Here is a 26,324-nt window from a genome sequence, read left to right on the forward strand (position 1 = left end):
ATACGATGAGTATTTTTTTCAAGCATACAATTATTTATCCATAAAAAAGTAATGAGGCTATTAATACTTATTAGCTGATAACACATAATCTTGAACGTGGAGAACGTGGAGCTAACACGATAAACGTATTGTAAAGTCTCGTAATGCATCTCCACATAAACTCCAGATAGTAAGGCTATAATGACTACCAGAGGTGATATTATGAGGAACTATCATATTCTCGTGGTAGAAGACGATCAAGAAATTCAAGAATTAATTAAACAATTTTTAATGACACAACAGTATACAGTTGTAGTTGCATCAGATGGATTAGAGGGTATGACACAATTTAATAAGCAATCCTTTGATTTAATTCTTCTAGATGTAATGATGCCCAATCTTAATGGATTTGAAGTTTCCAAGATGATTCGAAGCCAGTCAAATATACCAATTATTATGCTAACTGCATTAGAGGAAGAAGAAGATCAAATGAAAGGGTTTGATCTTGGAATCGATGATTATATAACAAAACCCTTTTCGTTTCATGTTTTGATTAGACGAGTCGAAGCTGTACTAAGAAGAAGTTATGATAACAATGTAAATAATCATTTGGTTTTTAAAGAAGTGCGTGTCGATGTTGATGCATATAAAGTATATGTAAATGACGTTGAAATTTTATTAACGACAAAAGAGTTTGAAATTCTACAACTACTATTTCAAAATGAGAGAAAAGTACTCACAAGAGAAAATATCGTAGAAAAAGTTTGGGGGTACGATTATTTTGGAGAAACACGAATAATCGATACACATATTAAAAACTTACGTAAAAAGTTAGCTATCCCTTACATTAAAACAATAAAAGGTATTGGTTATAAAATTGATGAATAGTATTGTGAAAATCATGAAGATGAAGCGAATTACTTATAAACTCTTTATGACTACCTCTCTCATTTTGTTATCCTTTGCAGTATTGATTTATTTAACTTTATACTTCTTTCTCCCTACGTTTTATGAGCAATACAAAACAGATCAACTTCAAACAGGGATAAAAGAAATCATTGATAAGTCTAAAGATCTTACGTTTCAAGATGCGATACCACTTTTTGATGAATATGCAAAAAAAAATAATGCGATGCTTTATCTTCAAAATAATGAGGGAATAGTTAAATACTCTCCTTCATTTTCTTTTACTCAAAGTGGTTCGCAAACAACAGTAGTTACTAGAGCGACACGGTTTGAGAATGCAGGTACCCTTAGCAATTCATATAACGTTACGAAACCAATTCAATTCCAAGATGGTAGTTTAACGCTTGTAGTGTACGCAACATTTCAACCGATAGATGAAGCTTCACAGGTTTTAGTACGCTTTCTTCCCTATATTAGTATCATTGTACTCATAATTGGTGTAGGGAGTGCTTATTTCTATTCCAGGTTTATTACAAAGCCACTTATTTATATTAATGAAGGTGCACAAAAGATGGCAAATTTAGATTTCTCCGAAAAAATTGAGGTTCGCTCTACAGATGAGTTAGGAGAATTATCTAATAGTTTGAATGACATGTCTATTAACTTACAACAAGCTATGTTTGATTTAAAAAAAGCAAATCAACAATTAAAAAATGATATTGAAAAAGAAAGAGAAATAGAAACAAAACGCAGAGAGTTTTTTGCGATTGTAGCACATGAATTAAAGTCCCCTCTTACTGTAATGAAAGGATACTTAGAAGGGATGATATACAATATTGGCCCTTATCAAAATCGTGATCAATATTTAAAGAAAAATCATCAAATTATTGAAAGTATGGAACAATTAGTTCGTGAAATTTTAAGCATGTCGAAGTTAGAACAACATACCTTTAAACTAAATATAGAAGAAGTTAATCTTTCAAAGTTAATAGGTACAATCACAAAAGATCTCGAATTTTTTGCTTCTCAAAAAAGCATCCAAATAATAAAAGAAATTGATTCTGACCTTTCTGTTTATACAGATCGTGTTCTTTTTGAAAAAGCATGTAAAAATATTATCCATAATGCGGTTATGTATTCACCACATAATGAAAAAGTCTATATAAAGTTAAGTGAGGATTCTAAACAAGGTCAAATCAAAATGAAAATTATGAATACAGGTGTCAATATTAAAGAAGAAGATATACAACAAATTTTCAAACCATTTTATCGAATTGAAAAATCAAGGAATCGAAATACTGGAGGAAGTGGTTTGGGGCTATATATTGTTAAACAAATTCTTGAAACGCTAGGTATAAAATATTCTATAAATAATATGGAACATAGTGTACAATTTTGCATGAGCATTCCATTATCTAAACAAAAAACAAACAAACTCCCCTCTTAGTAGGACGAGTTTGTTTGTTTTTGTAGTAAGTATAAACTTATTAGGAATCAATAGGCTGGATTTTCGCTTTATGACGTATTCTATTTTCTAAATGGCGACCGTAATAAGTAGCGATAACAATTAAGGCTCCCCCAATCCACTGTATCCAACTTAAATATTCTCCCCCTACTATAACAGCAAAAAGAACAGCAAAAACTGGTTCTGTTCCCATGAGTAAGCCTGCACGTGTGGGGGATGTTTTCCGTATCATTATTAATTGAATATAAAATGCTAACAACGTACCGAAAATCGCCAAATATAGTGTTAAAATCCAAAAGTTGATTGGAAACGTTAAATTTAGTGCACTCGGTCCATGCATCCCTAATGATAAACCTCCCATAATAATAGGAACACATCACCGCAGTAATGATAGATTTCACGCGCTGCTTCTTCTCCGCCATGTAACATCTTCATATGAAACTCTGTAATCATTAACACTTTTTCGATAAACTCCCATTCGTAACCAAGCTCTATTAAAAAGCGGCAAGCGATATGGGTACTGACATACTCGTGACCATAATACGAATGGTACCCCTTTAGTTTTTTAAATTGATCTGACACCTCGCATAACATAAAAAACGAGATGCGATTACATCTCGTTTTTTTACGCCCTTTATTTTTATCATCCACCTTACGTTACTTAGATCGTGGACAAACTAAAAACTACACTCAGATATTTGTGGTACTCCATTTTTTAGTACCGGTATTTTTCTAGATACTTTTTAAGCAATATTGGGATTAGCTTTTTTACCAATCCACATACCTAAGCCCACCATGCCAAGCCAACAGCAAATTGCTAACATAAACATCAATCGTTGTACGGATAACCCTTCAATCTGCATTTGACTCTTCCCAACAATTGTTTGGAAAAGTTGCGACCATTCGACATCATAAAACACCCCTACTCCCACAATCACAATCAAAATAAAAAATTGTAAAAATATATTCCCCATATTTCTCCATGTTGTGTAAATGAGTAAAGAAAGCTCTCTTTGTGTAGCATTCACCATATATACTTTCATATTATTTTGAGAAGAAATACTATTAATGGCATAGCTGCCAAATGTAACGCTAAGGACTATAAATATTGGAGAATAAAACCCGAATATCATGATTAAGGTACTTACTAAAAACAAATGGATTGGATTAACTTTCTTAACAGCTTTGATATCTAAAAATATGGACATCAAAACCCCTAATAGGTATGGACCAACTACAATGAAAATACAGGTTAACATGTTATAGAAAGTAAAACTATAAAAAATACCCATCAAAAATAAATATCCATTTCCTAATCCAAGTAAAAATGATTCTGCCTTTAATCGAATTGGTAAAGAAGATGAAAGTTTATGAAAGAACTTTCCTTTCAACAAACTCAAAAACATGAAACAAATAAGCGCTATAGAGAGCAGAAAAAAATAGAAAATATATTGTTCATTATTTAGGTTACGACTTGTTCGTATCATAAGAATAAGCATTGAGACAAAAAGAAACTTTCCTACTACCGATACGATGGAGATAGGTAAAAACCCTTTGGCTAACTCCGTTCTCGGCATCATTTTTATAGCAAAAAGGATACTGATTAAACAAATCCCATATATGCATGTTATCAGCGGCGGCGATAGAAAACTAATCGCTAACAATACGATGATTAGTAAAAGAAAAACGATACCAATAATAATCGCTTGTTGATTTTTATTATAAATCTTTCCCCCACCTTCAACATGTAGAAACAATAAAGTACTCGTCATCGTAGAAATTGTACTAACTGCAAAACCAGAAACTAACGCACTGATTTCTAGCCATTTTGAACTCCATCCAAAGAAAGTAACACTAAGTAATGATACTATCAGAATAGAAATAGCCCAATATAAGGAGCGTTGAATCCCAGCTTTATTCACAATAGGTATCCAGATAAACACACCCGTCATATAGGTTGTATAAAACAAGATTGATGGCCAGTATCCCTCAAAGCCTTTCGAAATCTGTAATCCATAAACAATATAAATAAGCATGGGTGTGAAGATAGTCGTTATTAGTAGACTAAATGTAGTTATACTTTGCACCACAAGTCTTTTTTGTTTTGTCGTATGTATCATATAACACCTCACTTAAAATGAAATCAGTAGTTGTTATTACTTATTCTATCCGAAACGAGGTTGTTATATATGCGCTATCCAATTGAAATTCCCATTACGAGGGAAACTCAATCTAAATCCATATTAAATTAAGTGGAGTTCAAAAAAGGTGGATTTTGTGATTCTTATAAATAAAATTAATGGATATATTCAAAACCTTAATCATAAATGGAACAAATGTGTTACCTAGATTGTCTATTACGTATAAAAAAGGTGTTCTTGGTAGTTCTCTCATTTTGTAACGTAAGAAATACAAGAGGAGTGCTATCCTGTACATTTGTTAATTGTATCGGTATGTAAAATACCTAAACAAAATCCATATATTCTTGAAAGAGGTTGAAAATGTATGATAGTTTCAAAGAAGTTTTTTCATATTTCACATTATAAAAAGATGCTATCTGTAGTATTACTTTCATGTGCAACGATTATAGGCTGTTCCAATAGTAATACTCAATCTGAATCCCCCAAACAAACCAAACAAGAACATATAAGTAATCCATCTTTTGTTAAACTTGAAAAAGAATATGATGCTAAACTTGGTATTTATGCATTGGACACAAGTACGAATCAAACTGTTACTTATCGTTCAGATGAACGGTTTGCATACGCATCTACCCACAAAGCCCTTGCTGTTGGAGCACTGTTACAAAAGAAATCAATAGAAGATTTAGAACAAAGAATTAAGTATACTAGCAAAGATCTTGTGAATTACAATCCAATTACTGAAAAATATATAGATACAGGTATGACTTTGAAAGAGCTTGTGGATGCTTCCATTCGATATAGCGATAATACTGCACAAAACCTTATTCTTAAGCAATTAGGTGGGCCAAGTGAATTCAAAAAATCACTGAGAGAAATAGGAGATACTGTTACAAATCCTGAACGTTTTGAACCAGAATTAAACGAAGTACAGCCAGGAGACACTCGTGATACTAGTACCCCAAAGGCATTAGCTACTAGTCTTCAAGCTTACGCGCTAGGCGATATACTTTCAATTGAGAAACGGAACTTTTTAATAGATTTGATGAAAAGGAATACTACGGGGGACAACTTAATTCGTGCTGGAGTTCCAGGAGAATGGGAAGTAGCCGATAAGACTGGCTCTGGGTCCTATGGAACAAGGAATGATATCGCAATTATTTGGCCACCAAATAAAAAGCCAATTGTTCTTGCGATACTTTCTAATCATGCTAAAGAGGATGCGGAATACGATGATAAACTTATTGCAGACGCAACCAAAATAGTGTTAGATTCTTTAAAAGTAACGAATAAATAATAATAGTCATGAATGTAAGCTGCTCCTACTTTACGGTACATATAGTTTGAAAGACATTTACGTATCTAAACGCTAAGAAGTATCATTGAATGTATTTAAATTATTCAATACCAAATAATAAGCATCTCTTGTTAATAGGTTTACTATGTTTTAAATGAGCAAATACTTTAGTATATAGCTTTTGATTAATCCAATTTTAGTTTTTTGAAATTTAGTATGCAGCACTGGAAAACAGGTTAATTCACTATAGTTGTCGAATATTCTGTGCTTAGTTATCTCCAGGTTGATATACTATAAACACAATCGTTCTAGAAGGGTGATGATATTATGTATGAACAACAAAATAATAGGGATAGAGATCAAAAAATGATGCTTTCTATGCAAGGAGTTCCCACAAATAAAGTTAACATGAATCAATTACCTAAATGGATTAGAATTTTCGGCTATTGTGCGTTTGGTTGGATGATAGTATTTAGTTTCATTATGATTGTAGGTTTGATTCTTCAATAACTATAGAGATAAACAGTTAAACGGGACAGTATTTAGATCTTACATCTAGGTAATGTCTCGTTTTTCATATGCAATTCCTCAATGATATATTAACCGATCATAACAAAAAGAACCTGTAGAATATTCTACAAGTTCTTTTTCAAATATTGTTAAAAAAGGAACAACAAACTATCTTAACATTCAATACAGGGAGACCATTTTGATAATGGCTTGGTTTTATTGTATATCAAATATTAATATTTGAAGAAACTAATTTCCGAAAATTATGTGAATAAAAAATTAGAGTATTTATATTAGATTTCGTTTACTACTAACTTCTTCTTACTTAAATAAACTGCACGATCTGATTTTTTAGCAACTTCCTGTGAGTGCGTCACAACAATAATACATTTATTTTCTTTATGTGCAAGTTCTTGAAACAGTTCTATTATATCCATTGCCGTTTCTTCGTCGAGGTTTCCTGTTGGCTCATCCGCGATCAGTAAATCAACATTACAAGATAACGCTCGAGCAATTGCTACACGCTGTTGTTGCCCGCCACTTAGTTGCAAAACGTTACGTTTCGCTTCTACTTCTGTGAGCCCTACCTTCTCTAATAATTCTAATGCCCTTGCAGTTTTATTTTGCACTTTAACACCTGTAATTTCCATAGCTGTTAGGACATTTTGAAGAGCAGTCATATAGGTAATTAAATTATAAGATTGGAAAATTACAGATACATTTTGATTACGGTATCGATCCAAACCAATTTTCCGAATATCTTTTCCGTTATACAGTACGTAACCATTTTTAGGGACATCCAGTCCACAACCTAAGCTCAGAGTTGTGGTTTTACCAGATCCAGATGGTCCTAAAATCGTGTAGAAATGCCCTTTTTGAAAAGAAAAATTAACATTATCTAATATCGCTACATTTTTGCCATTACTTTCATAGTAATAGTCCAAATTTTTAAATTGTAAAATCGTTTCCATATCGAGCCTCCTTATTCATCTTTTAAAAGAATTTGTTTTGGGTTTAAACGTAGAATAGATAATGCTGGAAGAAGCGTTGCTAATATAGCAATAGCTAGTCCTATCCCTCCCATTTTGCCTACATCTTCTCCTGTTACACTTACATCAATTTTATCAATCGGATCCTCTTTTTGATTTTGTACAGTTCCACCAGGTCCAGACATCATTACAGTCCCATTTTGCGGGGTGTTTGTTTCTTCGCTTGCTGTAGCAACTTCACTTGAAAGTAAATTATCCCCTATGAATTGAGAAACTTTAGCTCCTGTTGTTATGGATAATCCAAATGCTAAAATAGCGATACATACTACTTCTACTACAAACTGCGCCATCAGCTTCCACTTTTTTTCTCCAATGGACAATAGAATCCCCATTTCTTTACGACGCCCTTTAATCGATAACATAATGATTAACCCTAATATAATCGCACCTGCAATTGATACAATATAAATAATCATTTGAGAAGTAGATGAGATATTTTCGATAGGCCCAATCATTTGTTTGTACAATGAATCATGTGCATCTAATTTATAATAATTAAAATTAATATTAGATTTTTTTGCTTCTTTTTTAAATGCTTCAATGTTTTGTGGGTCTTTCAAGAAATACACGACTTGAACGCTACTTATACCTTGGTCTACTTCTAATTTTTTCATAGTTGAATGCGGCATATATAGTTTATTAGCTGGATCCATTATAGGAGGGGCCTGTTGACCCATTGCTTGCTCATTCGTTTCGTAAATGCCGATAATTTCAACTTCAAGGGTTTCCTTCTTATCCCCTGATTGCATTTTAACTTTGTCTCCTACTTTCAAATTGTTTAATTCCGCTAATCGTTTTTCCATTAAAGCTACATTCTGATCTTTCATCTGTTCTGTAATTGGTTTCCCATCAATGATTTTACTTTTTCCGTTCTTAAAGCTTTCTTGTAATGCAGTCTTGCGAACTCCCTCAATCATAAAGGAAGCATTCATATCTATTTCTGTACCGGAGCTTGAACCGCCTCGTACAGCCGCCATTCCCGTTTACCCTTTCCTTCTTCTTCTCCTTCTGAAGCTCCTACTAGTTTAAGTCCATCCGAAATTCCGAAAGTATTGCTTATGTAATTATAGTCTTTTACATATTTTGACTTCGCTAATTGATCTGCTTCTTTCGTGTTGAGCTTCGGCGGATTAGGCATCTCTCCAGTTTCCCGAGCTTGTTGACCTAATTTGTCAAAATCAAGACTTAAAGTAACATCTGCACCTAGTTTTTTTCTTGCTGCATCCGCAGCTTTTTTGGATGCATTTTGGATTGCAAATCCTGCCAACACTAAATTTGTAACAATTAGGAAGACTGCCATCAAAATTAATGATGTTCCCACTCTTTTTTTCATACTGAGAATTGCTCGTTTCATAAAATTCATTTTTTCTTACCTCCTTGATAACTTGTATTCTATATAGGTTATCTAGAGTCTATATGGAGCTAATCGGTAGTTTATCTAGAGATATAAGGAGTTTATGTGTAGTTATGCATTGACCTGATCAAGAAAAACTGGAGCACAATTTCAAAAACGCAATCGTTTTTGAATATTGGTAAAGAGTCACTCCATTTAAGGCACTTATAGAAAAAAGGAAGAGTTAAGCTTTATTTAATGTATATAACATACAAATTTATGTTTGTTGTGTAATTTTTACACAACAAAGAAAAAGCATCCTATTTGGATAGTTATATGGGTATTTATTAATGTCTTTCATAGAAAGCACGTCACTTCAAAAGGTGTACCTTTTAATACGAAAAAAAGAAAGTTAATATTCTCTTATAATAATGAGAATATTAACTTTCTTTTTAGATTTTAGTATAAATTATTTATGGTTTTATTTTATTGCTAGTTTTATAATATAATATACAAATTTATCACCTATTTTTATAATTCAAGCACCTAATATTAGGAAAAGAGAACATTTGATAAATTGATATTCTTCTAGAAATACATTTAGATTATTCATGATGTATAATCCTTTTAATATTTTATAATTAATTTACAGCATAAATAAAACATAAATTTTGCCCATGTTTTAAACAATATGTATTTTGGAGGAGGTTAATTTGATTTTTTCAAAACTCATTGATCGATACGCCTTGTATGATTTGCACAAAAAAAGAAGTGTAGAGTTTCAGTATGCTTCTCTTTCTAACACTTCACTAGATATAAAGGACATAGATTTTTTTTATAAAGTAAAACCATCTGATATTCATTTTAACATTAAGCATTCAAAACAGGAAAAGGAATACATGGTTGGACAATTCAAATATAAAAGCTCGGTTCAATCTGGTGATTCACGCAACGACTCTGTAACTGGAGAAATATTCTTACATAAAAATGAAGATGCACCTCATGTCATCTTTGTTCATGGTTGGAGAATGGATTCTAACGAACGTGTAAAAAAAATATTTCACGACCATATGACCAACTTGAGGTGGAATATGTATTATTTCACTCTACCATATCACTTTGAAAGAAAACCCAAACAATCCCTTTTCAGTGGAGAGTACATGGTAAGTGCCAATATTGAACGAACTGTAGAAGCAACTAGACAAGCGGTAGCTGATTTACGAACTTTGATCAAATGGGTTAAAGCAAATAAAAATGGTCCCCTGATTCTAATAGGAATCAGTTTAGGTGGGGTTATTACTAACCTAACATCTCTTGTTGAGCCAGAGATTGATGTATTAGCATCCATTTTCTACGCAAATCGGCTATCGTATTCAATTTGGAAGACAAATCCAGGTAAATTTATTAGAGAAGACTTGGAACATCATGGTGTAACATATGATGATTTAATAGATTATTGGAAAATCACTGAACCGAGTCAAGCATTACCAAAAGTAAAAAAAGAAAATATTTTATTAATTTCAGGCAAGCACGATCTATATGTGCACTCTGAGGATACGGACTACTTGTGGGAATCCTGGGAAAGACCTACACGATATATTTATACATGTGGACATGCCGGGATTGTTCTTAAACGTAAAAAAATTGCAATTGATACTATCGATTTTATTCGGAATCGATTGAACTCCCCACACTTACCCAATGACATGCATTAAGACGGGAGATTACTAAGTACAGAATCTTATACTTGCAATGTTTCATTTTATACCAAGCTCATTTTTAAATCTTCCTTTCTACTGGTATCTCCCTTAACCTTACACGATTGGAAAATGAACTAAAGTCTAGGAAATAACTAAGAAACAAACTCGCCATATGAAAAAGCGCTACTCATCATTTTCACCAGTGGCTCCTTTTTATCAAAAGAAATTATTGTTGTTTACCCTTTATATGCAATATTACATATAATAATCTTTATTTGTTCTGTTATAATTTTAAGAGTAAATTATTCATCCATTAATTTACACCATCCATATCTACAGTTATGGAAACCCTAATTTCATATAAAAAAGAGAAGAACATTGGTGAGTTCTTCTCTTTTTGTTTATTTTTTTAAGATTAATATCTAAAGTGATTATTGCAATTACTTTAAGCTGGCTTTTGAATTGTAAATTCTGATTTTCATACCTCTTCATGAGTCTAGAAAAAGAAAAATGTATTTTAGATAATTTTATAAATAAATACAAAAATATCTCCCCCCTACTGTTACAATAGCAACAATCTCTTGTTTATTTTTCTTATTAAATTGTAATATAATTACAGTATGTGAAATTATACTAATTTGACTTTAAAAGCGAAGTGAAAACAACCGTCACTTCGCTTTTTGCATTTATAATCCTTATTTAATTTGCTCAATTCAGTATACACTTTCACATTATTTGCTTTTATTTAATCGGCTTTTCTGATTTTAAAACAAATGAACTTAATGCAGGAACTTTAATTTTATTGTCATGGACAACATAAAGTGTTTTACTTCCCGCCTGCTTACCGTCTACTAGTACTTTCCATGGACCTTTCGATGGGAGCGTTATGTCAACCGCTTCTCTATTTGCATTGTGAGCCACCATAAAGTATTCAGTTTTATTCTCATTACCCTTTCCATCTATTGTATAAGCTACAACATTTTTTGGAGCATCAATAAAAGATATATCCTTTTTAATTTGCTCTGCAGATGTCATTCGAAAAGCTGGGTATTTTTTGCGTAAATCTATTAAGCCCTTCATATACTCTACTTCATTATTATACGCTGCACGGCGCAACCAATCCATTTGGTTAATTGAATCAGTAGATTTGTAACTGTTATGATCACCATACTTTGTGCGCATAAACTCTTGTCCTGCATGTAAAAATGGAATACCTTGCGATGTTAATAAAATAGAAGAAGACAATTTATGCATTTGTTTTCGCACTTCTTCACTGTCACCTGAATTAGTCAACTCAAGTTTATCCCATAATGTATGATTGTCATGTGCTTCCACATAAGTTAGCACCTGCTCTGGATCTTGATAGGTAGACGAGTTTGTATCATAGTCAATACCTGCTGTAATGCCTTTTTTAATACGGTCTTCCATGTTTTGCTTTCCATTTACAAAACCATTATCTTTATCCTCAAATACACTACCTTTCAATCCATCACGTATATTATCGTTAAAATGAGCAATCCCTTTCATTTTCTCTGCATTTTTTTGATTTGCTTTCAATTCAGCTGCAAGAGGTGTATTTAAATCCCAGCCTTCTCCATGCAGAATAATAGAAGGATCAATTTGATTAACACTTTTACGTATCTCATTCATCGTTTCATAATCATGAATACCCATTAAATCAAAACGGAACCCATCTAAATTGTATTCTTTTGCCCAGTATGTTACAGAATCAACCATAAATTTCCTCATCATTTTTCGTTCTGAAGCTGTATCATTTCCTACTCCAGTTCCATTTGCAAATGTTCCATCTTCATTGTAACGATAATAATAACCTGGAACTAACTTATGAAAATTAGATTCAGCGGCATTATACATATGGTTATATACTACGTCCATCACAACACGAAGATTATTATCATGCAGTGTTTGAATCATTTGCTTTAATTCCGTTATTCGAACAGTCGGCTCATAAGGATTTGTAGAATAGGAGCCCTCTGGGACGTTGAAATTTTTCGGGTCATATCCCCAGTTATATTGTGGTTCGTTTAAAGTTTCTTCATTTACTGAAGCATAATCAAATATCGGTAAAAACTGAACGTGAGTAACACCAAGATCTTTAATATGATCAAGCCCTGTTTTTACACCTTCAGGCCCTTTTGTTCCTTTTTCTGTTACACCTAAATATTTTCCTTTATGCTTAATACCACTTTCAGGTTGGATGGAAAGATCGCGTACATGCAATTCATAAATAATAGCATCTTCCGGATTTTTAAATTTTGGCTTTTTATTCGCTTTCCAGTTTTTCGGATTTGTTTCTTTTAAATCAACGACTACACCTTTATCTCCATTTACAGAAGCAGCACGCACATACGGATCAACCGCTTCAGTCCACTTATCACCAATTTTCACCTTATACGTATAAAAGAGACCTTTTTGGTTCCCTTTAAGTTCTGCTATCCAAGTTCCTTTTTCACCTTGTTGCATGTTTATTTCAGTACCTATTTTATCGCTCCATTTTTTATATGTAACTAACTTCGCTTCACTCGCAGTAGGAGCCCATAAACGGAACTTTGTATGTTGTGGAGTATATATATTCCCTAAATCATTACCACCATAATAAAATGAATTATCAAATTCCTCGCTACGAATGACTTTGCCTATTTCAGTATTCGCATCAGCGAAGTTTTCTATTTTAACTTTGTATGTTTGTTTTAAATCAATTTTCTGTTCCGTAATTATTTTAACTTTATTTGTAATATCTCCACCATTTGTATCAAGAGGACTAATTCCCTTAATTTTAATGCCCTCAATTTCAATTTTCTGTTCCTTAATATTGAATGGAACATTAGTAGTTACAGTGATTTCATTGAAACTATCAATAGTAGCTTTTTGAATAGAGAGTTCAGAAGAAGGCTTAGAATCATATACTTTTTCATCGCCAGAAAGGACCCATACTTCAGCACGACCGTCCTTTATATTTTCAATCCAGCGATCACCACCATCTTTTTCCCATTCATTCGTACGAATTATAAATCCTACACGATTATAGTCACCATCTATTTTTATCTTAGCGTACTTTCCAAATTCATCTTCACCATTAAATTCATAAGATTTACCATTTGCATTTTCTCCCCATATCCAAAGATTCCAGTCTTTTGTATTTCCAGACTTCTCTTTGTAATGAATGATAATTTCAGTAGTTTTCGAATTTGAAACGGCCTTCACACTCTGAAAAGAGAAAACAGATGATAACATAACGATAATGGTAAGTAATAAAAACGATTTGTTAATTAATCTTTTTGTAATTCGCACCACATACACCCTTTCTTTAAATATTACGAGCGATTTATTATACTCATACTAAATAACACTGCTTAAATTAATCTAGAAATCTCTTTTACTTCACCTCCATATTTGCTATTTTCACATATGTATTTCAATGATCTTTTAATACGAAATCGTTTGCATTAAAGATTAAAAAAATAGATTTGTTTATACCTTCTTATATTTGTAAATACTAAAAGATCAGGGAAATCATTTTAAAGCAATCGTTTGTTATCGCTTTCATTCTATAGCACTTACTATTAAGAGGTCAATATATTATTAATTTTCTGTTTTTACTGATTTCATTTATGGTTAAAGTCACAACTTATTGAAGTTAGACAGAGTGAATAGTATTTAAATTTGAAAATAAACTTATCTTCTAGACAAAATAAGTTTATTTCCGCTAATGCCTTGCTACATTACAAAAAAACAGCTAATATCATATCAAGATATTAGCTGTTTTTTTGTAATGTATTAATATATGAATAAAAACTATATTTCTAACTTACTTAATTATACAACTTATTTAAACTTATATTTCGGATATGAAGTTATTTGTTATTTTGTATTTTTTTAATCGGTACAAATAAAGCACTGATTTTTCGATAAAACTGGTACATTCACTTGCAATGAACAACTTGATAAATATTGCAAAATATGAATTTCAGCTTGAATAGCTTCTGTACTTTTTTCTTCTTTTTCTACAAATCTAAGGAAAAAATGCTCACCATTATTTTGAAAAATAAATACAAAATTTGAGCTAGCACGCATGTAATAAAGATTACCTTCATCGTATTCCCAGTTTGTTAAAATATTTTCAGCAAAAGAACTTCGCCATTCTTCATCAACAGTTACGACCACTTTTAACATCGTACTTAATTTCATCATACAATCCACCTCATCACGTTTTTAAACAATGTGGAAATGTACTTTATGTATGATGTATAAAATACTGCTTAATACTTATTAATGTATACACCATCAATTATGTGAGAAAGATCTAGATGTATTTCCACATGTTTCTCTTTTAAAGACTTCATCCGATCTACTCACCTCCTTTTATTCGTTAAGAAAATTATAACAATTAAGAACATGTTCTATCAATCAAACATTAAATAAATGTAAAAAATCACCCTATTCATTCATTTTTAATGCGTATGTATGTACATTTGTTAATTTATTCGATATATTATGGGTATTGAATGATTACGAAAAATTTATAGGTCGCTTATATAACACCTTATATTTTTATATCCGTGAAAACTACAAAATGTATGAAATTCCATTTGTCAAATGAATTTAATGCGGAAGGAGGTTTGTGGTTATTTCATCGGGATATAATAATCAGTTTTATTGAACTGATAAAAATACAGGAGGCGACATGATGTTTCGTACGATTTCAAACTTTATGAGAGTGGCTGAGATAAGAAACAAAATTCTTTTTACACTAGCGATGTTAATTGTTTTTCGAATTGGCACGTTTATTCCAGTTCCTCATACTAACGCAGAGGTATTAAAAGTACAAGATCAAGCCAACGTTTTAGGCATGCTGAACGTATTTGGCGGAGGAGCACTGCAACACTTCTCAATCTTTGCTGTAGGTATCACACCATATATTACAGCTTCTATTATTGTACAATTACTACAAATGGACGTTGTACCTAAATTTACAGAATGGGCAAAACAAGGAGAAATGGGCCGCAAGAAATCAGCTCAATTCACTCGATACTTTACAATCATTCTCGCATTCATACAAGCCATTGGAATGTCTATTGGCTTTAATAATATAGCAGGCGGACAATTAATAACAGATCCAAGCTGGACTACATACTTATTTATTGCGACAGTTTTAACTGCTGGTACTGCATTTTTACTTTGGTTAGGTGAACAAATCACCGCTAACGGCGTCGGTAATGGAATCTCAATGATTATCTTCGCAGGTCTTGTTGCAGCGATTCCAAACGTTGCAAATCAAATTTATTTACAACAATTTCAAAACGCAGGCGATCAGTTATTTATGCATATCATAAAAATTCTCTTAATTGGACTTGTTATTTTAGCAATTGTTGTAGGTGTTATTTACATCCAACAAGCTGTTCGAAAAATACCTATTCAATATGCAAAAGCTGTTTCAGGAAACAATCAATATCAAGGAGCAAAAAATACTCATTTACCTCTTAAAGTAAATAGTGCAGGTGTTATCCCTGTCATCTTTGCTTCTGCCTTTTTAATGACGCCGCGTACAATAGCGCAGCTCTTCCCTGATTCAAGCTTATCTAAATGGATAATTGCGAACTTCGATTTCGCACATCCAATTGGAATGACACTTTATGTAGGTCTTATCGTTGCTTTCACATATTTCTATGCATTCATTCAAGTGAACCCTGAACAAATGGCTGAGAATTTGAAAAAGCAAAATGGATACGTACCTGGCATTCGTCCAGGTAAATCTACAGAACAATATGTAACAAAAATTTTATATCGCTTAACATTTATTGGCGCAATTTTCTTAGGAGCAATTTCAATATTGCCACTTGTATTTACGAAAATCGCTACATTACCGCCATCTGCTCAAATCGGTGGTACAAGCTTACTTATCATCGTAGGTGTAGCATTAGAAACGATGAAGACGTTAGAAAGCCAACTTGTGAAACGTCATTATAAAGGATTTATAAAAAAAGTGAATTAATTACGAAAACACGCTAGATATCACACTTGTTATCTAGTGTGTTTTTTATTATAAAAACTTATTTTTCAAAACTACATTTCCTTCTTCAATAACTTCCCTTGCTTAAAATAAACTCCAAGTGTAGTACGATTCGCTAAAAATACACCAATCAAGATTAAACAAGCTCCAATACCCATTGCAGGATTTAAAGGCTCTCCTAAAATGATATATCCCACAATAACAGCGATTAATGGTGATACATATAACCACGTTGATGGAAATACTGGATTTGTTTTTGATAAGAGCCAGTAGTATAAGCCGTGTCCACCAATCGACCCTACAAATATGAGATATAAAATCGGCCATTGTACATTCCAAGATATTAAGATTGCTAGATTTGGCTGTTCAAATGCAATAGATACAATTAATAACAAAATCCCACCATAAAACATTTGAATACCGTTAATTAGAAATGGTGATACGTCCGATAAATCTGAAAGTATTTCTTTTGAATGAATAGAACCTATTCCGTAAAATAACTCTCCCACTAATATAACGAGGCAAGCGATGCTCCATATAAATGTTAGTTCTTGATGCAGTCCAGGTAAAGAAATACAAAAAACACCTACAAGTGCTATAACTAAAGCAACGAGTTGTTCTTTTTGTAATTTCGTTTTATTTCGCCTTGACTGCCATATCAAAATCATCATTGGTCCCGTCGCAGAAAGGACAGCAGCTAAGCCAGAAGAAATATGTTGTTCAGCCCAGTACAATGTTGCAAATGTCATAAATGTTAAACAAAAACCAGCGTACATAATACGCTTTGAAAATAAATACGGCATAATTTCTTTTCGTTTTAACTTAAATATAACCATAAGAATAATCCCCGCCAAAAAGAAACGAATTCCTGCCGAAAACAAAGGTGGTGCACCTGCTTCTATTCCGAGCTTTATCGTTAAAAATGTTGTTCCAAAAATGATACATACTAAAATGTAATTGAAAATGACCATTAAGCTTCCTCCTTTTTACTCTTGAAATGAGTATAGAGGATACGGTGTATAACAGTGTATTAGCGCTTATAACAGTTGCCCACAGTTATAGTTGATTACTAGCATATTTTTCGCTTTAATAAAATTAAAAAGAAAAATAGGTGATGCCATGAAGATTGTACTACGTAAAGAATCGAACATACCCTATTATCAACAAATATATATGCAAATTGTTGAGAGAGTGCAAAACGGAATGCTTTTACATGGTGATTCCCTCCCTTCTTTACGCTCTATGGCCGTGGATTTGCAAATTAGCTTATTAACTGTTCGTAAGGCATATAAACAGTTAGAAACGAAAGGTTATATACGGATTGAGCAAGGAAAAGGTGCTTATATATATAAACGTGTAAAGAAAGATTTCAAACCAATTCCATATCAATGGCAACAAACGAAATCCATCAATGTTCTGCGTTCTCAATATGTAATGAATCAACATCGTAAATATTATGATTTTTCACAAGCGATCTTGTATCCACGTTTATTACCAAATCCATTTCTATCTGATGAAATGCACAAATTACTTAATAAAGACCAGATGATACTAGCTACTTACGGACCTGTTCAAGGCGATAGTGAGCTCCGAGGTGAAATAGCCAATTACTTAAAAGAACACCAACAATTAGTTACAGATCCATCTCAATTATTAATTACAAGCGGAGCCCAGCAAGGAATCAATTTAATCGCCCAAACATTATTAAAACCTGGAGACATAGTGTTAGTAGAAAGTCCGTGTTATGGCGCTGCACTTGATGTGTTTGTTAATAAAGGAGCTCAAATTATACCTATCAGTCTTGATGAAAACGGAATTCGCTCTGATTTGATCGATGATATTTGTCAAAGAAAGAATCCTGTTTTGTTGTATGTGAATCCTACTTTTCAGAACCCGACAGGTACTGTGATGAGTAAAGAAAGACGCATGGAGATTGTAGAGCTAGCAGAGTTATACCAATTTTTTATACTTGAAGATGATTCTTTCGGAGAAATATATTTTGAGGATGCTATAGTACCACCTCCAATGAAAAGCTTTGATACGAATGGTCATGTTATATATGTAAAAGGATTTAGTAAGACGTTAGCACCAGGACTTCGCATTGCAGCACTTGTAGCCGAAGGACCTATTTTTGAATGGCTTTATGCAGTAAAGGGTTCAATGGATATTGGCAGTCCTTTATTAACACAAAAAGCACTCCTTCCCTTTTTACGTGCAGAACGTATGAAAAATCATTTAGAAAAATTACGTACAGCTTTACAAATAAGACGTGATATAACAATTGATATATTATTGCCATTAAAAGAAATACAGTTTGAAATACCTAATGGCGGATTTAATTTATGGGTTACACTTCCTGACTCAATCGATCCCTTTACATTACTACAAAAAGCTAATGAAGTAGATGTTTCTTTTTTACCCGGCACAGCTTGTCTATTAAATCATGAAACTCAATGTAATCACTTGCGAATTAGTTATTCAATGTTAAATGAAAAAGATATGTTGATTGGTTTAGAGAAATTACATGATACAATAAGCAATTTTAAATAGTCTTTTCAGGGATTTTGAGATACCTTAATAACGAATGTTAATGTTACTTAAAGTTAATAGGATATTTATAATATATGCTTGTCCTTTTTATTTGTGTGTAATCTATATATAACAATTGTAATTATTATCTACAAATTTACCCTTATTGTTCTTTCTTACATTTAATCATTAAAAAATTTATTGAAGGCTTATTTTTCGCGTTCTTATTTGGTTCGTCAATTTCTGAAACTTGTACCAATCCATACTTATTAAAATCTTGTTTTACGGATTCAGAATCATAGAAGTACATTTTCACGCCTTCCATTAGTGAATATTATTTCTTTTTATTAATTTCAGCTTTATATTGTACGATTATTTAACGTTATTTGATAAAATAAGTAAGCTTTACAAATGCCCTAGTTCTCATAGTTTTCATCATGTGAAAACTATTTATAACACCCTTAGTCAAAAGTACTTCTCCCCATGTATACTTGATTTTTGCTCTTGTATTTTTTATTCATTCATGTATTATATGATGAAAGAAACTTCACAAGAAGAAAACTAGTGTCAATGAGGTGTATCATATGGAAACAAAAAATAACGTTACAATTGGTTCTTTCGTACAATTTCCCTATCGTAATAACTCCTCCTTACAATTAACAGGTTATGTAGTGAATATCTTACAAAATACGATTGTAGTTGATATTGCAGAGATTGCAGAAACACATGCTATAGACGAAACTAGACAAGTCGTAAAACATGGTTGTTATCACAAAATGAAGTAAACTTATAATAGATAAAAAGATCCTAGTACCCACTAGGATCTTTTTATCTAACGTTGGACAGTTACCACGCTTAAGGGTACCGCATGGTGGAAAGTATCCTGTGAAACAATTACTTGTATAGACTTTTCCATTACAATCATATGCATAAATAAAATAGTGAATAAATAAAAGACAAGATGATGGTAACATCCCGTCTGATATGTAACTACTGCTGTTAGGTGCTAGGTTACAAAAAGTTATTTTCTTTTTGAACCACCTTTATTACGATTGGCTGACGTGAGGTTGTTCTTTTATGTTTATTGTAACTGTTAAAAAATCACTTCTACTTGATTCATTTTCAGCCAAACCAAATATACATTGTATTAGCCATTAGTTCCTTATTCATAAAGGATATAGTATTTAGTAAAACTTGTTTTTTGACCAATTTTTTTAGTTTTAAAGCCATCGACTAAACTTCCTGATGTATATTCTCTTTATAATCTGAGTAACTAGTGCATACATTGTTAAAATTCCCAATAACCACAGAAAATAATAAAACGGAAGTGGAGTTAAGCCAATTTGAGCACTTAAACTGGTAAATGGAAGGGAAATCCCTATAATCATAACTAAGCCTGTAAGTACCAAAACTGGCCCAGCAGCCGTACTTTGTAAGAAAGGAATATGTTGAGTACGAATCATATGTACAATTAATAATTGTGTTAATAACCCTACTACGAACCAACCCGTTTGAAATAAGGATTGCATTTCAGGAATATTTGCACCAAATATATTCCACATTACAATAAAAATGATTATATCAAAAACACTACTTACCGGCCCAATAAAAATGATAAAACGAAATAAATCTTTTGTGTCCCAATTTCTTGGTTTTACTAAAAATTCATTGTCTACTTTATCCCATGGAATTGAAAGCTGGGATAGATTATATAGTAAGTTTTGACATAATATTTGGATTGGTAGCATTGGAAGAAAAGGAAGAAATGCACTAGCAATTAAAAAACTTAATACATTTCCAAAATTTGAACTTGCTGTCATCTTAATATACTTCAGTATATTTCCAAACGTTGTCCGACCTTCCACTATAGCATCTTCTAAAACATGTAAATTCTTTTCTATAAGTATAATATCTGAACACTCTTTAACAATATCATCTGCTGTATGGATAGATACACCAACGTCAGACTGTTTTAAAGCAAACACATCGTTAATTCCATCCCCCATAAACCCAACTGTATGACCATTCATTTGAAGTGCCTTAATAATACGGAATTTTTGACTAGGATTTAATTTTGCGAACACACTTGTTTTACTTGCAAGTTTTACTAATACTTTATCAGGAAGACTATCAATTTCATAACCCAGTACTGGTTCTCCTATATACAAGCCCATTTTCCTACATATATTTCTTGTCACGGACTCATTATCACCAGTTAAAATTTTCACTTGTACTCCTTTCTTTTGTAGAGTATGAAGTGCAGCGATAGCCGATTGTTTGGGTGGATTTAAAAAGCCTACATATCCAACAAGTATCATATCTGATTCATCATCAATTGAGTAACTCCCCACTTTATCACTCTTTAACTGCTTATATGCAACTGCAATAACTCGCGTCCCTTTTTCCTGCCAGAGTTCAATTAAGTGTTTATTTTTACGTTGGATTTCATCTGTAATAGGAATAATCTTATTATTTTCTTTTATATAACTACAAATTGATTCAACTTCTCTAACAGCACCTTTACATATCATTATTCGTTCGTTAGCATTTTTTTCTACAACAACTGAAACTCGTCTTCGATCAAAATCAAATGGGTATTCATCTATTTTTGTGTATTGAGATATATCATATTTACTACTATCTCTTACATAACGCATAACCGATAGATCAATTTCATTTTTATATGCTGTATGAAAGTAACCATTTAAATACGCTAATTTCAAAACCTCATCCGACTTCTCCCCATTTGTATCTGTATGGCGTACCAGGTCCATTTTATCTTCTGTCAACGTTCCTGTTTTATCGGTACAGAGAATATCCATAGCTCCGAGATTATGGATAGAAGATAGTTGTTTTACAAGTACCTTCTTTTTACTCATATTAATAGAACCTTTAGCTAAATTAGCGGTTACAATCATTGGAAGCATCTCTGGAGTAAGTCCAATCGCTACAGCTATAGCAAATAAAAATGCCTCATACCAATTCCCATTTATAACCCCATGTATCATCATGACAATAGGTGTCATGATAATCATAAATTTAATTAATAGCCAGCTAACTTTGCTTACCCCTTTATCGAATCTAGAATCAGATTTCTTGTTCAGTTTGAACTGATTCTTTGCTATTGAACCAAAGTAAGTATCTGTTCCAGTACCTACAACTATTGCTTTTGCGGTACCACTTATAATATGGGTTCCCATAAAACAGAGATTTTCTAATTCAATTAAATTTTGGATTTTTCTAATTTTACGTTTTTTGTACATATGGAAATATTGATTTGATTTTTCAATAGGTAATGCTTCCCCTGTTAGTGATGATTGATTTACAAGTAAATTTTCCGATGAGATAATTCGTACATCTGCAGGTACAATATTCCCAGCAGATAATTCTATAATATCCCCTGGTACAAGATTCTCAAGAGCAACTTGTACCTTTTCACTTTCTTCTAATACCGCCCTCTTATTTTCTTTATATAAAACATTCCCCGCCCTGAGGACGGTTACCTTTTCATATACAAGATTTTGTAATTTTTCTATAGACTTCTGAGAACGAATTTCTTGTATGAACCGAATTAACGCACTTACAGCCACCATAATCCCTACAATAATAGTACCCTTTATATCATTAGTAAGAAAAGATAACATCCCTAATATTATTAGAAGAGAAATAAACGGACTTCTAAAAGAATTAAATAATGTTATGTACCATTTTATTCTTTTTTGATAAACTACTTTATTTTCCCCATATACTTCAAGCCGCTTAGTAGCTTCCTCCTGAGAAAGTCCATGAGACGTTGTTTTAAAAAAAGCTAACGTCGACTCAACATCACTTTTTGCAATTTCACTTAGCATTTTATAATTTTTGCTTAGTACTTCCTGATTATAAAAAGATTTTTTTTTATTAGATCGCAACAACTTAGCCTCCTATCCATTAAATAAAATCCCCCAGTTTTTTCAAAATATAATTTTAAAACTACATTTTTAAAATCACCCTGAATTTTCAATTAAATTTAGAAGTGCTATTGCACTTAAATAGTATTATTCTCACCGTAAAAAGTAATTTTTATTTATAAGTTTCCTCTTATTAGCAGCAAAACTTTTGAATATAATGTGGTCTGTCGCTAGTATAGTAGTGTAGATTCTTCATTTATTATTTTTGAACTTCGTTTGCAAACTTGTTAGCACTTTTTTATATTCCCTCTAATACATACACCTTCACAAAAACATCATACTTAGCTGCTAACTCTTCCAATTTCTTTTCTCTGTATTTTGTAATCGTAAAAAAATGAATACTCGGCATTTTCCCGTTATATTTCTGTTTATAAATTCATGTGAACTCTTCGTACTTTTTTAATTTCTCTTCATTCATTTTCATTTTCTGTGAGCGATTTACTTCAATTGCATGGAGCACGCCTTCTTCATCTCGACATTTCACATACGGAATAATTTTCTTTTTCTCTCCATTCTTCCTGAAGCGTATTTCTGTTTCTACTTGCCAATCATCTGGACATAATAAACGTAACCATGATTCGTTCCTTTGTAATGCATGCGCAAGCTTTCCACTTGATACAACCTTCCCATCATCACCAAACTTTGCATGCCCTTCTTTTGTATAGTCACGCATTAGGATTTGGCTTTTCCCGACAGAAGTTGTAGCAGGCATATATTTCTCCGAATTACGGCTGAAGTCAATTCCGTTGCTATGTAAGTGCAATTCCTCTCCGTTCTTACCGAAGCTTTGTTTTAAGTGTTTAAGAGGGTAAATGGCCAAATCTCCGATAGAATGTATTCCCTTTCGGTTTAACTTTTCTTCTGTTTTGTGCGGAATTCCCCGAAATTTATTAAGTGGTCGTTGTAGCTTTGAAATAAAGTTACGATATTTATAAAAAAGAAACGATGCTTTATTCCTTCAAGTAAAAAATTCTAAGTGAGTTTTGATTAAACATTTTACAAAATTCGTATAATTATTAAAAAAGTAGGAATCCATTTTGATCAATCTTTTTTCAAAATGGATTCCTTTTGTCTCTTATCAATATTCATATGTTACAATAGTATCAGTAGTACCGGCAAAACCATCAAAACAATTAGAGCAACCACCGCCACCACAACCACCACAACCGCCACAACCACCACAACCAAAACAACTAAAGCAACCGAAGCAACCAAAACAACGGAATCCACCACAACGAAATCCACCACAACGACCACCGCCACAACGACCACAACCGCCACAGCGACGAGCATCATCTTCAATATAGTAATATGGATATTGGTTTTGCTGGTCCCAATACACAACATTTCCAGACTGATAATCATTAAGGCTTAACGCTTGTAGTTCTTGTTGAAACTTATTCATTTTCATGACCTCCGTTTATAAACTAGAACCCCATCGATGCTTTCCTATATTTCTGTTCGTTAAATCTAAGTAGAAATAGCGCTATAAACTAAGTTCAATACGTACACCAACAAAATATGACCTATCACTAGATGATGCAGCTTGTTCATATGCCTATTTTTAGGTTATTTTTACTATGGGCTCATTTTTATAAACGGAAGGGGGAAAAATTCCCGTGACACCTTCCAAATTGATTTTTACACTCTTGAGCAATTTTAAAAGAGCAAAGTACTATAGTTAATAAACCAGTTAATATGATCAGTACCCCTATAATACCAAGCTTCTCAGATACAATTGACATAATAAAATCAGTATGAGGCTCAGGTAAAAAACCTTCCTTTTGAATTGTAATGATAAGCGAAAACACCAACGGATAATCTATTAACTTTAATACTTTTTTTCATTTCTATTCTCTCTTTCCCCATACTTCCAACAAATTTGTCTACAAACTTTGCGGGAACGAACTTAGGTATAAAAACTTAATATAAATTTTTTATAAACCTAGTAACATTTTTGCAATGGTAAAGTACAGAATTAACCCAGTCCCATCGACTAATGTCGTAATGAACGGACCTGAGATAACAGCTGGATCCAGCTTTAACTTATTTAGAATCAAGGGTAATACAGATGAAACAATAGACGACCAAATAACAATGAATAATCCAGTAATAGCTACAACTTGTGCGACTTCTGTACCTACGCCTAAAGTGTACGCACGAATTAATGCCGCCACGGCTAATGTAAGCCCGAGTAAAATACCTACTAATGCTTCTTTTTTCATAACACGAAATATATCTTTAAATTTCACCTCATTTAGAGCTACAGCACGAACCAATGTAGTTACGACCTGTGTACCTGTATTTCCACCAGTTCCAATTAACAATGGAATAAAGAAAGCCAGTGCAACTACATGAGTCAAGGTTTCTTCATAATGTCGAAGTACAGAACCAGTATATGCTTCTGCTACAAACAGAAGTAATAACCACCCTATACGTTTACGGTATATTTGCCAAATAGAGGTTTCGAAATATGGCTTATCTAATGGTGTGCTCCCTCCTAATTTTTGAATATCTTCAGTTGCTTCTTCTTCGAAAACATCCATTGCATCATCAAAGGTTATGATACCTATCATCCGATTATCCATTGTTGTTACAGGTATAGCGGATAAATCATAATCCATTAGCTTTTGTACAGCTTCTTGTTGGTCTAGGTCCACTGAAACTGAAATAACATCTGATGCCATTATTGATGATAAAGTCTTATCATCTGAAGCTAGCAATAATTCACGAATAGAAACAATTCCATTAAGCTGACCACGCGTATCAAGAACATAAATATACGAAATTGATTCTACCCCTGCCCCAATTTTTCTAATATGCGACAGCGTATCTTTCACTTTCCAATTTTCTCTGGCAGCAATATAGTCAATTGTCATCAGACTGCCAGCTGTTCCAGATTGAAAAACCAGCAGACTTCTAATTCTTTGTTGAGATTCTTCAGACAAAAGTTGTATCAACTTTTCAGCCTGAAGTGGATGAATTGAAAGAATTACATCAACAAGGTCATCAATAGATTGCCTAGCTAATAGCTCTTCCCCTTTATCCACAGACAAGTTGGTGCAAATATTATATTGCTCCTCTGGAGTAAGGTAACTAAGAATTTTCGCACCTTTTTCAGTAGGAAAACATTTCATTAAAGATATCTGATCTTTATGATGAAAATCTTTCATTTCCATTGCAATATCATAGGATTGAGTTTTTATAAGCTCTCGCACTAAGTGTATGTCTTTTGTCGTTAATAATTGTTGTAAACATTGTTTCATCGTAATTCCTCCTTAAGGACAGTGGTACTTGTTTTCATTTTCCCACTTTTGGGAAAACAAATTTCTTAATAAATATGGGATCAATATCATCAATCATTAGTTTCCCCCCCTTTTATAAGAGATTTATTACAAATAAAATTTTGCATATAAAAAACCTCCCCTAGTGAT

18 protein-coding genes and 5 pseudogenes are annotated in these 26,324 nt (G+C 32.6%); 8 read left to right on the forward strand and 15 right to left on the reverse strand.

What is annotated here, in order from left to right; all coding sequences use genetic code 11:
- Nucleotides 1-201: 201 nt before the first annotated feature.
- Together BAU28_RS18540 and BAU28_RS18545 are read left to right on the forward strand one after the other, a co-directional pair.
- Nucleotides 202-867: a response regulator transcription factor gene (locus tag BAU28_RS18540; protein WP_071719490.1), complete on the forward strand. Its 666-nt coding sequence runs from the start codon at nucleotides 202-204 to the stop codon at nucleotides 865-867.
- Nucleotides 860-2,332 carry a sensor histidine kinase gene (locus tag BAU28_RS18545; protein WP_071719491.1) on the forward strand — a complete coding sequence of 491 codons (1,473 nt, stop codon included), beginning with the start codon at nucleotides 860-862 and terminating at the stop codon, nucleotides 2,330-2,332. Before BAU28_RS18540 ends, BAU28_RS18545 begins: the two co-directional genes overlap by 8 nt.
- 40 nt (nucleotides 2,333-2,372) lie before the next feature.
- Here the strand turns inward: BAU28_RS18545 and BAU28_RS18550 are convergent, their stop codons facing one another.
- From BAU28_RS18550 to BAU28_RS18560, 3 genes are all read right to left on the reverse strand, one after another.
- Nucleotides 2,373-2,690: a DMT family transporter gene (locus BAU28_RS18550; RefSeq protein WP_071719492.1), complete on the reverse strand. Its 318-nt coding sequence runs from the start codon at nucleotides 2,688-2,690 to the stop codon at nucleotides 2,373-2,375.
- 2 nt (nucleotides 2,691-2,692) lie between these two features.
- Entirely contained in the window at nucleotides 2,693-3,001 is a 309-nt protein-coding gene (locus BAU28_RS18555) for a hypothetical protein (RefSeq protein ID WP_244158132.1), read from the reverse strand.
- A gap of 92 nt (nucleotides 3,002-3,093) precedes the next feature.
- The gene (locus BAU28_RS18560) at nucleotides 3,094-4,386 is read right to left on the reverse strand and encodes a hypothetical protein (protein ID WP_071719578.1); all 1,293 of its coding nucleotides are present in this window, start codon (nucleotides 4,384-4,386) and stop codon (nucleotides 3,094-3,096) included.
- A 469-nt stretch (nucleotides 4,387-4,855) separates the two neighbouring features.
- Here BAU28_RS18560 and bla point away from each other — a divergent pair, with 469 nt between their 5' ends.
- Nucleotides 4,856-5,788, forward strand: coding sequence for a class A beta-lactamase (gene bla, locus BAU28_RS18565; protein WP_083594796.1), 933 nt, complete (start codon nucleotides 4,856-4,858; stop codon nucleotides 5,786-5,788).
- Between the two features lie 327 nt (nucleotides 5,789-6,115).
- Nucleotides 6,116-6,298, forward strand: a complete 183-nt coding sequence (locus BAU28_RS18570; RefSeq protein WP_071719493.1) for a hypothetical protein — start codon at nucleotides 6,116-6,118, stop codon at nucleotides 6,296-6,298.
- Nucleotides 6,299-6,591: 293 nt separating this feature from the next.
- Here BAU28_RS18570 and BAU28_RS18575 read toward each other — a convergent pair whose 3' ends face one another.
- Both BAU28_RS18575 and BAU28_RS18580 read right to left on the reverse strand, forming a co-directional pair.
- The gene (locus BAU28_RS18575) at nucleotides 6,592-7,269 is read right to left on the reverse strand and encodes an ABC transporter ATP-binding protein (RefSeq protein WP_002172100.1); all 678 of its coding nucleotides are present in this window, start codon (nucleotides 7,267-7,269) and stop codon (nucleotides 6,592-6,594) included.
- Between the two features lie 11 nt (nucleotides 7,270-7,280).
- A pseudogene (locus BAU28_RS18580) lies at nucleotides 7,281-8,710 on the reverse strand (ABC transporter permease).
- Nucleotides 8,711-9,393: 683 nt separating this feature from the next.
- Between BAU28_RS18580 and BAU28_RS18585 the strand changes: the two are divergent.
- Nucleotides 9,394-10,395, forward strand: a complete 1,002-nt coding sequence (locus BAU28_RS18585) for an alpha/beta hydrolase (RefSeq protein WP_071719494.1) — start codon at nucleotides 9,394-9,396, stop codon at nucleotides 10,393-10,395.
- 726 nt (nucleotides 10,396-11,121) lie between these two features.
- Here the strand turns inward: BAU28_RS18585 and pulA are convergent.
- Both pulA and BAU28_RS18600 read right to left on the reverse strand, forming a co-directional pair.
- Nucleotides 11,122-13,692 (reverse strand): type I pullulanase, encoded by a 2,571-nt coding sequence (gene pulA, locus BAU28_RS18595; protein WP_071719496.1) that lies wholly within the window; start codon nucleotides 13,690-13,692, stop codon nucleotides 11,122-11,124.
- Nucleotides 13,693-14,277: 585 nt separating this feature from the next.
- On the reverse strand, nucleotides 14,278-14,592 hold the full coding sequence (locus tag BAU28_RS18600; protein ID WP_131801209.1) for a hypothetical protein: 315 nt from the start codon (nucleotides 14,590-14,592) through the stop codon (nucleotides 14,278-14,280).
- 496 nt (nucleotides 14,593-15,088) lie between these two features.
- Between BAU28_RS18600 and secY the strand changes: the two genes are divergently transcribed.
- On the forward strand, nucleotides 15,089-16,393 hold the full coding sequence (secY, locus tag BAU28_RS18605; protein WP_071719498.1) for a preprotein translocase subunit SecY: 1,305 nt from the start codon (nucleotides 15,089-15,091) through the stop codon (nucleotides 16,391-16,393).
- A gap of 71 nt (nucleotides 16,394-16,464) precedes the next feature.
- Here the strand turns inward: secY and BAU28_RS18610 are convergent, their stop codons facing one another.
- Entirely contained in the window at nucleotides 16,465-17,382 is a 918-nt protein-coding gene (locus BAU28_RS18610) for a DMT family transporter (protein ID WP_071719499.1), read from the reverse strand.
- 148 nt (nucleotides 17,383-17,530) lie between these two features.
- Between BAU28_RS18610 and pdxR the strand changes: the two genes are divergently transcribed.
- Nucleotides 17,531-18,961, forward strand: a complete 1,431-nt coding sequence (gene pdxR / locus BAU28_RS18615; protein WP_071719500.1) for a MocR-like pyridoxine biosynthesis transcription factor PdxR — start codon at nucleotides 17,531-17,533, stop codon at nucleotides 18,959-18,961.
- A 142-nt stretch (nucleotides 18,962-19,103) separates the two neighbouring features.
- Here the strand turns inward: pdxR and BAU28_RS18620 are convergent.
- Nucleotides 19,104-19,274 (reverse strand): annotated as a pseudogene (locus BAU28_RS18620) (SAM-dependent methyltransferase); the annotation flags it as partial.
- Between the two features lie 250 nt (nucleotides 19,275-19,524).
- Here BAU28_RS18620 and BAU28_RS18625 point away from each other — a divergent pair.
- Nucleotides 19,525-19,725: a DUF2187 domain-containing protein gene (locus tag BAU28_RS18625; protein ID WP_002172089.1), complete on the forward strand. Its 201-nt coding sequence runs from the start codon at nucleotides 19,525-19,527 to the stop codon at nucleotides 19,723-19,725.
- Nucleotides 19,726-20,160: 435 nt separating this feature from the next.
- On the opposite strand, the gene mgtA is transcribed toward BAU28_RS18625, so the two are convergent.
- From mgtA to mgtE, 6 genes and pseudogenes are all read right to left on the reverse strand, one after another.
- Nucleotides 20,161-22,854, reverse strand: a complete 2,694-nt coding sequence (gene mgtA, locus BAU28_RS18630; RefSeq protein ID WP_071719501.1) for a magnesium-translocating P-type ATPase — start codon at nucleotides 22,852-22,854, stop codon at nucleotides 20,161-20,163.
- A gap of 274 nt (nucleotides 22,855-23,128) precedes the next feature.
- A pseudogene (locus BAU28_RS30715) lies at nucleotides 23,129-23,548 on the reverse strand (replication-relaxation family protein); the annotation flags it as partial.
- Nucleotides 23,543-23,800 (reverse strand): annotated as a pseudogene (locus BAU28_RS31005) (DNA polymerase thumb domain-containing protein); the annotation flags it as partial. The pseudogenes BAU28_RS31005 and BAU28_RS30715, both read right to left, overlap by 6 nt.
- Before the next feature lie 168 nt (nucleotides 23,801-23,968).
- Complete coding sequence (locus BAU28_RS18640) at nucleotides 23,969-24,295, reverse strand: heterocycloanthracin/sonorensin family bacteriocin (protein WP_071719502.1); 327 nt, start codon at nucleotides 24,293-24,295, stop codon at nucleotides 23,969-23,971.
- 223 nt (nucleotides 24,296-24,518) lie between these two features.
- Nucleotides 24,519-24,683, reverse strand: a pseudogene (locus BAU28_RS18645) (FtsW/RodA/SpoVE family cell cycle protein); the annotation flags it as partial.
- Nucleotides 24,684-24,827: 144 nt separating this feature from the next.
- On the reverse strand, nucleotides 24,828-26,156 hold the full coding sequence (gene mgtE, locus BAU28_RS18650) for a magnesium transporter (RefSeq protein ID WP_002172084.1): 1,329 nt from the start codon (nucleotides 26,154-26,156) through the stop codon (nucleotides 24,828-24,830).
- Nucleotides 26,157-26,324: the final 168 nt, after the last annotated feature.

The sequence above is a fragment of the Bacillus paramycoides genome (genome assembly GCF_001884235.1).
Lineage (GTDB): Bacteria > Bacillota > Bacilli > Bacillales > Bacillaceae_G > Bacillus_A > Bacillus_A paramycoides.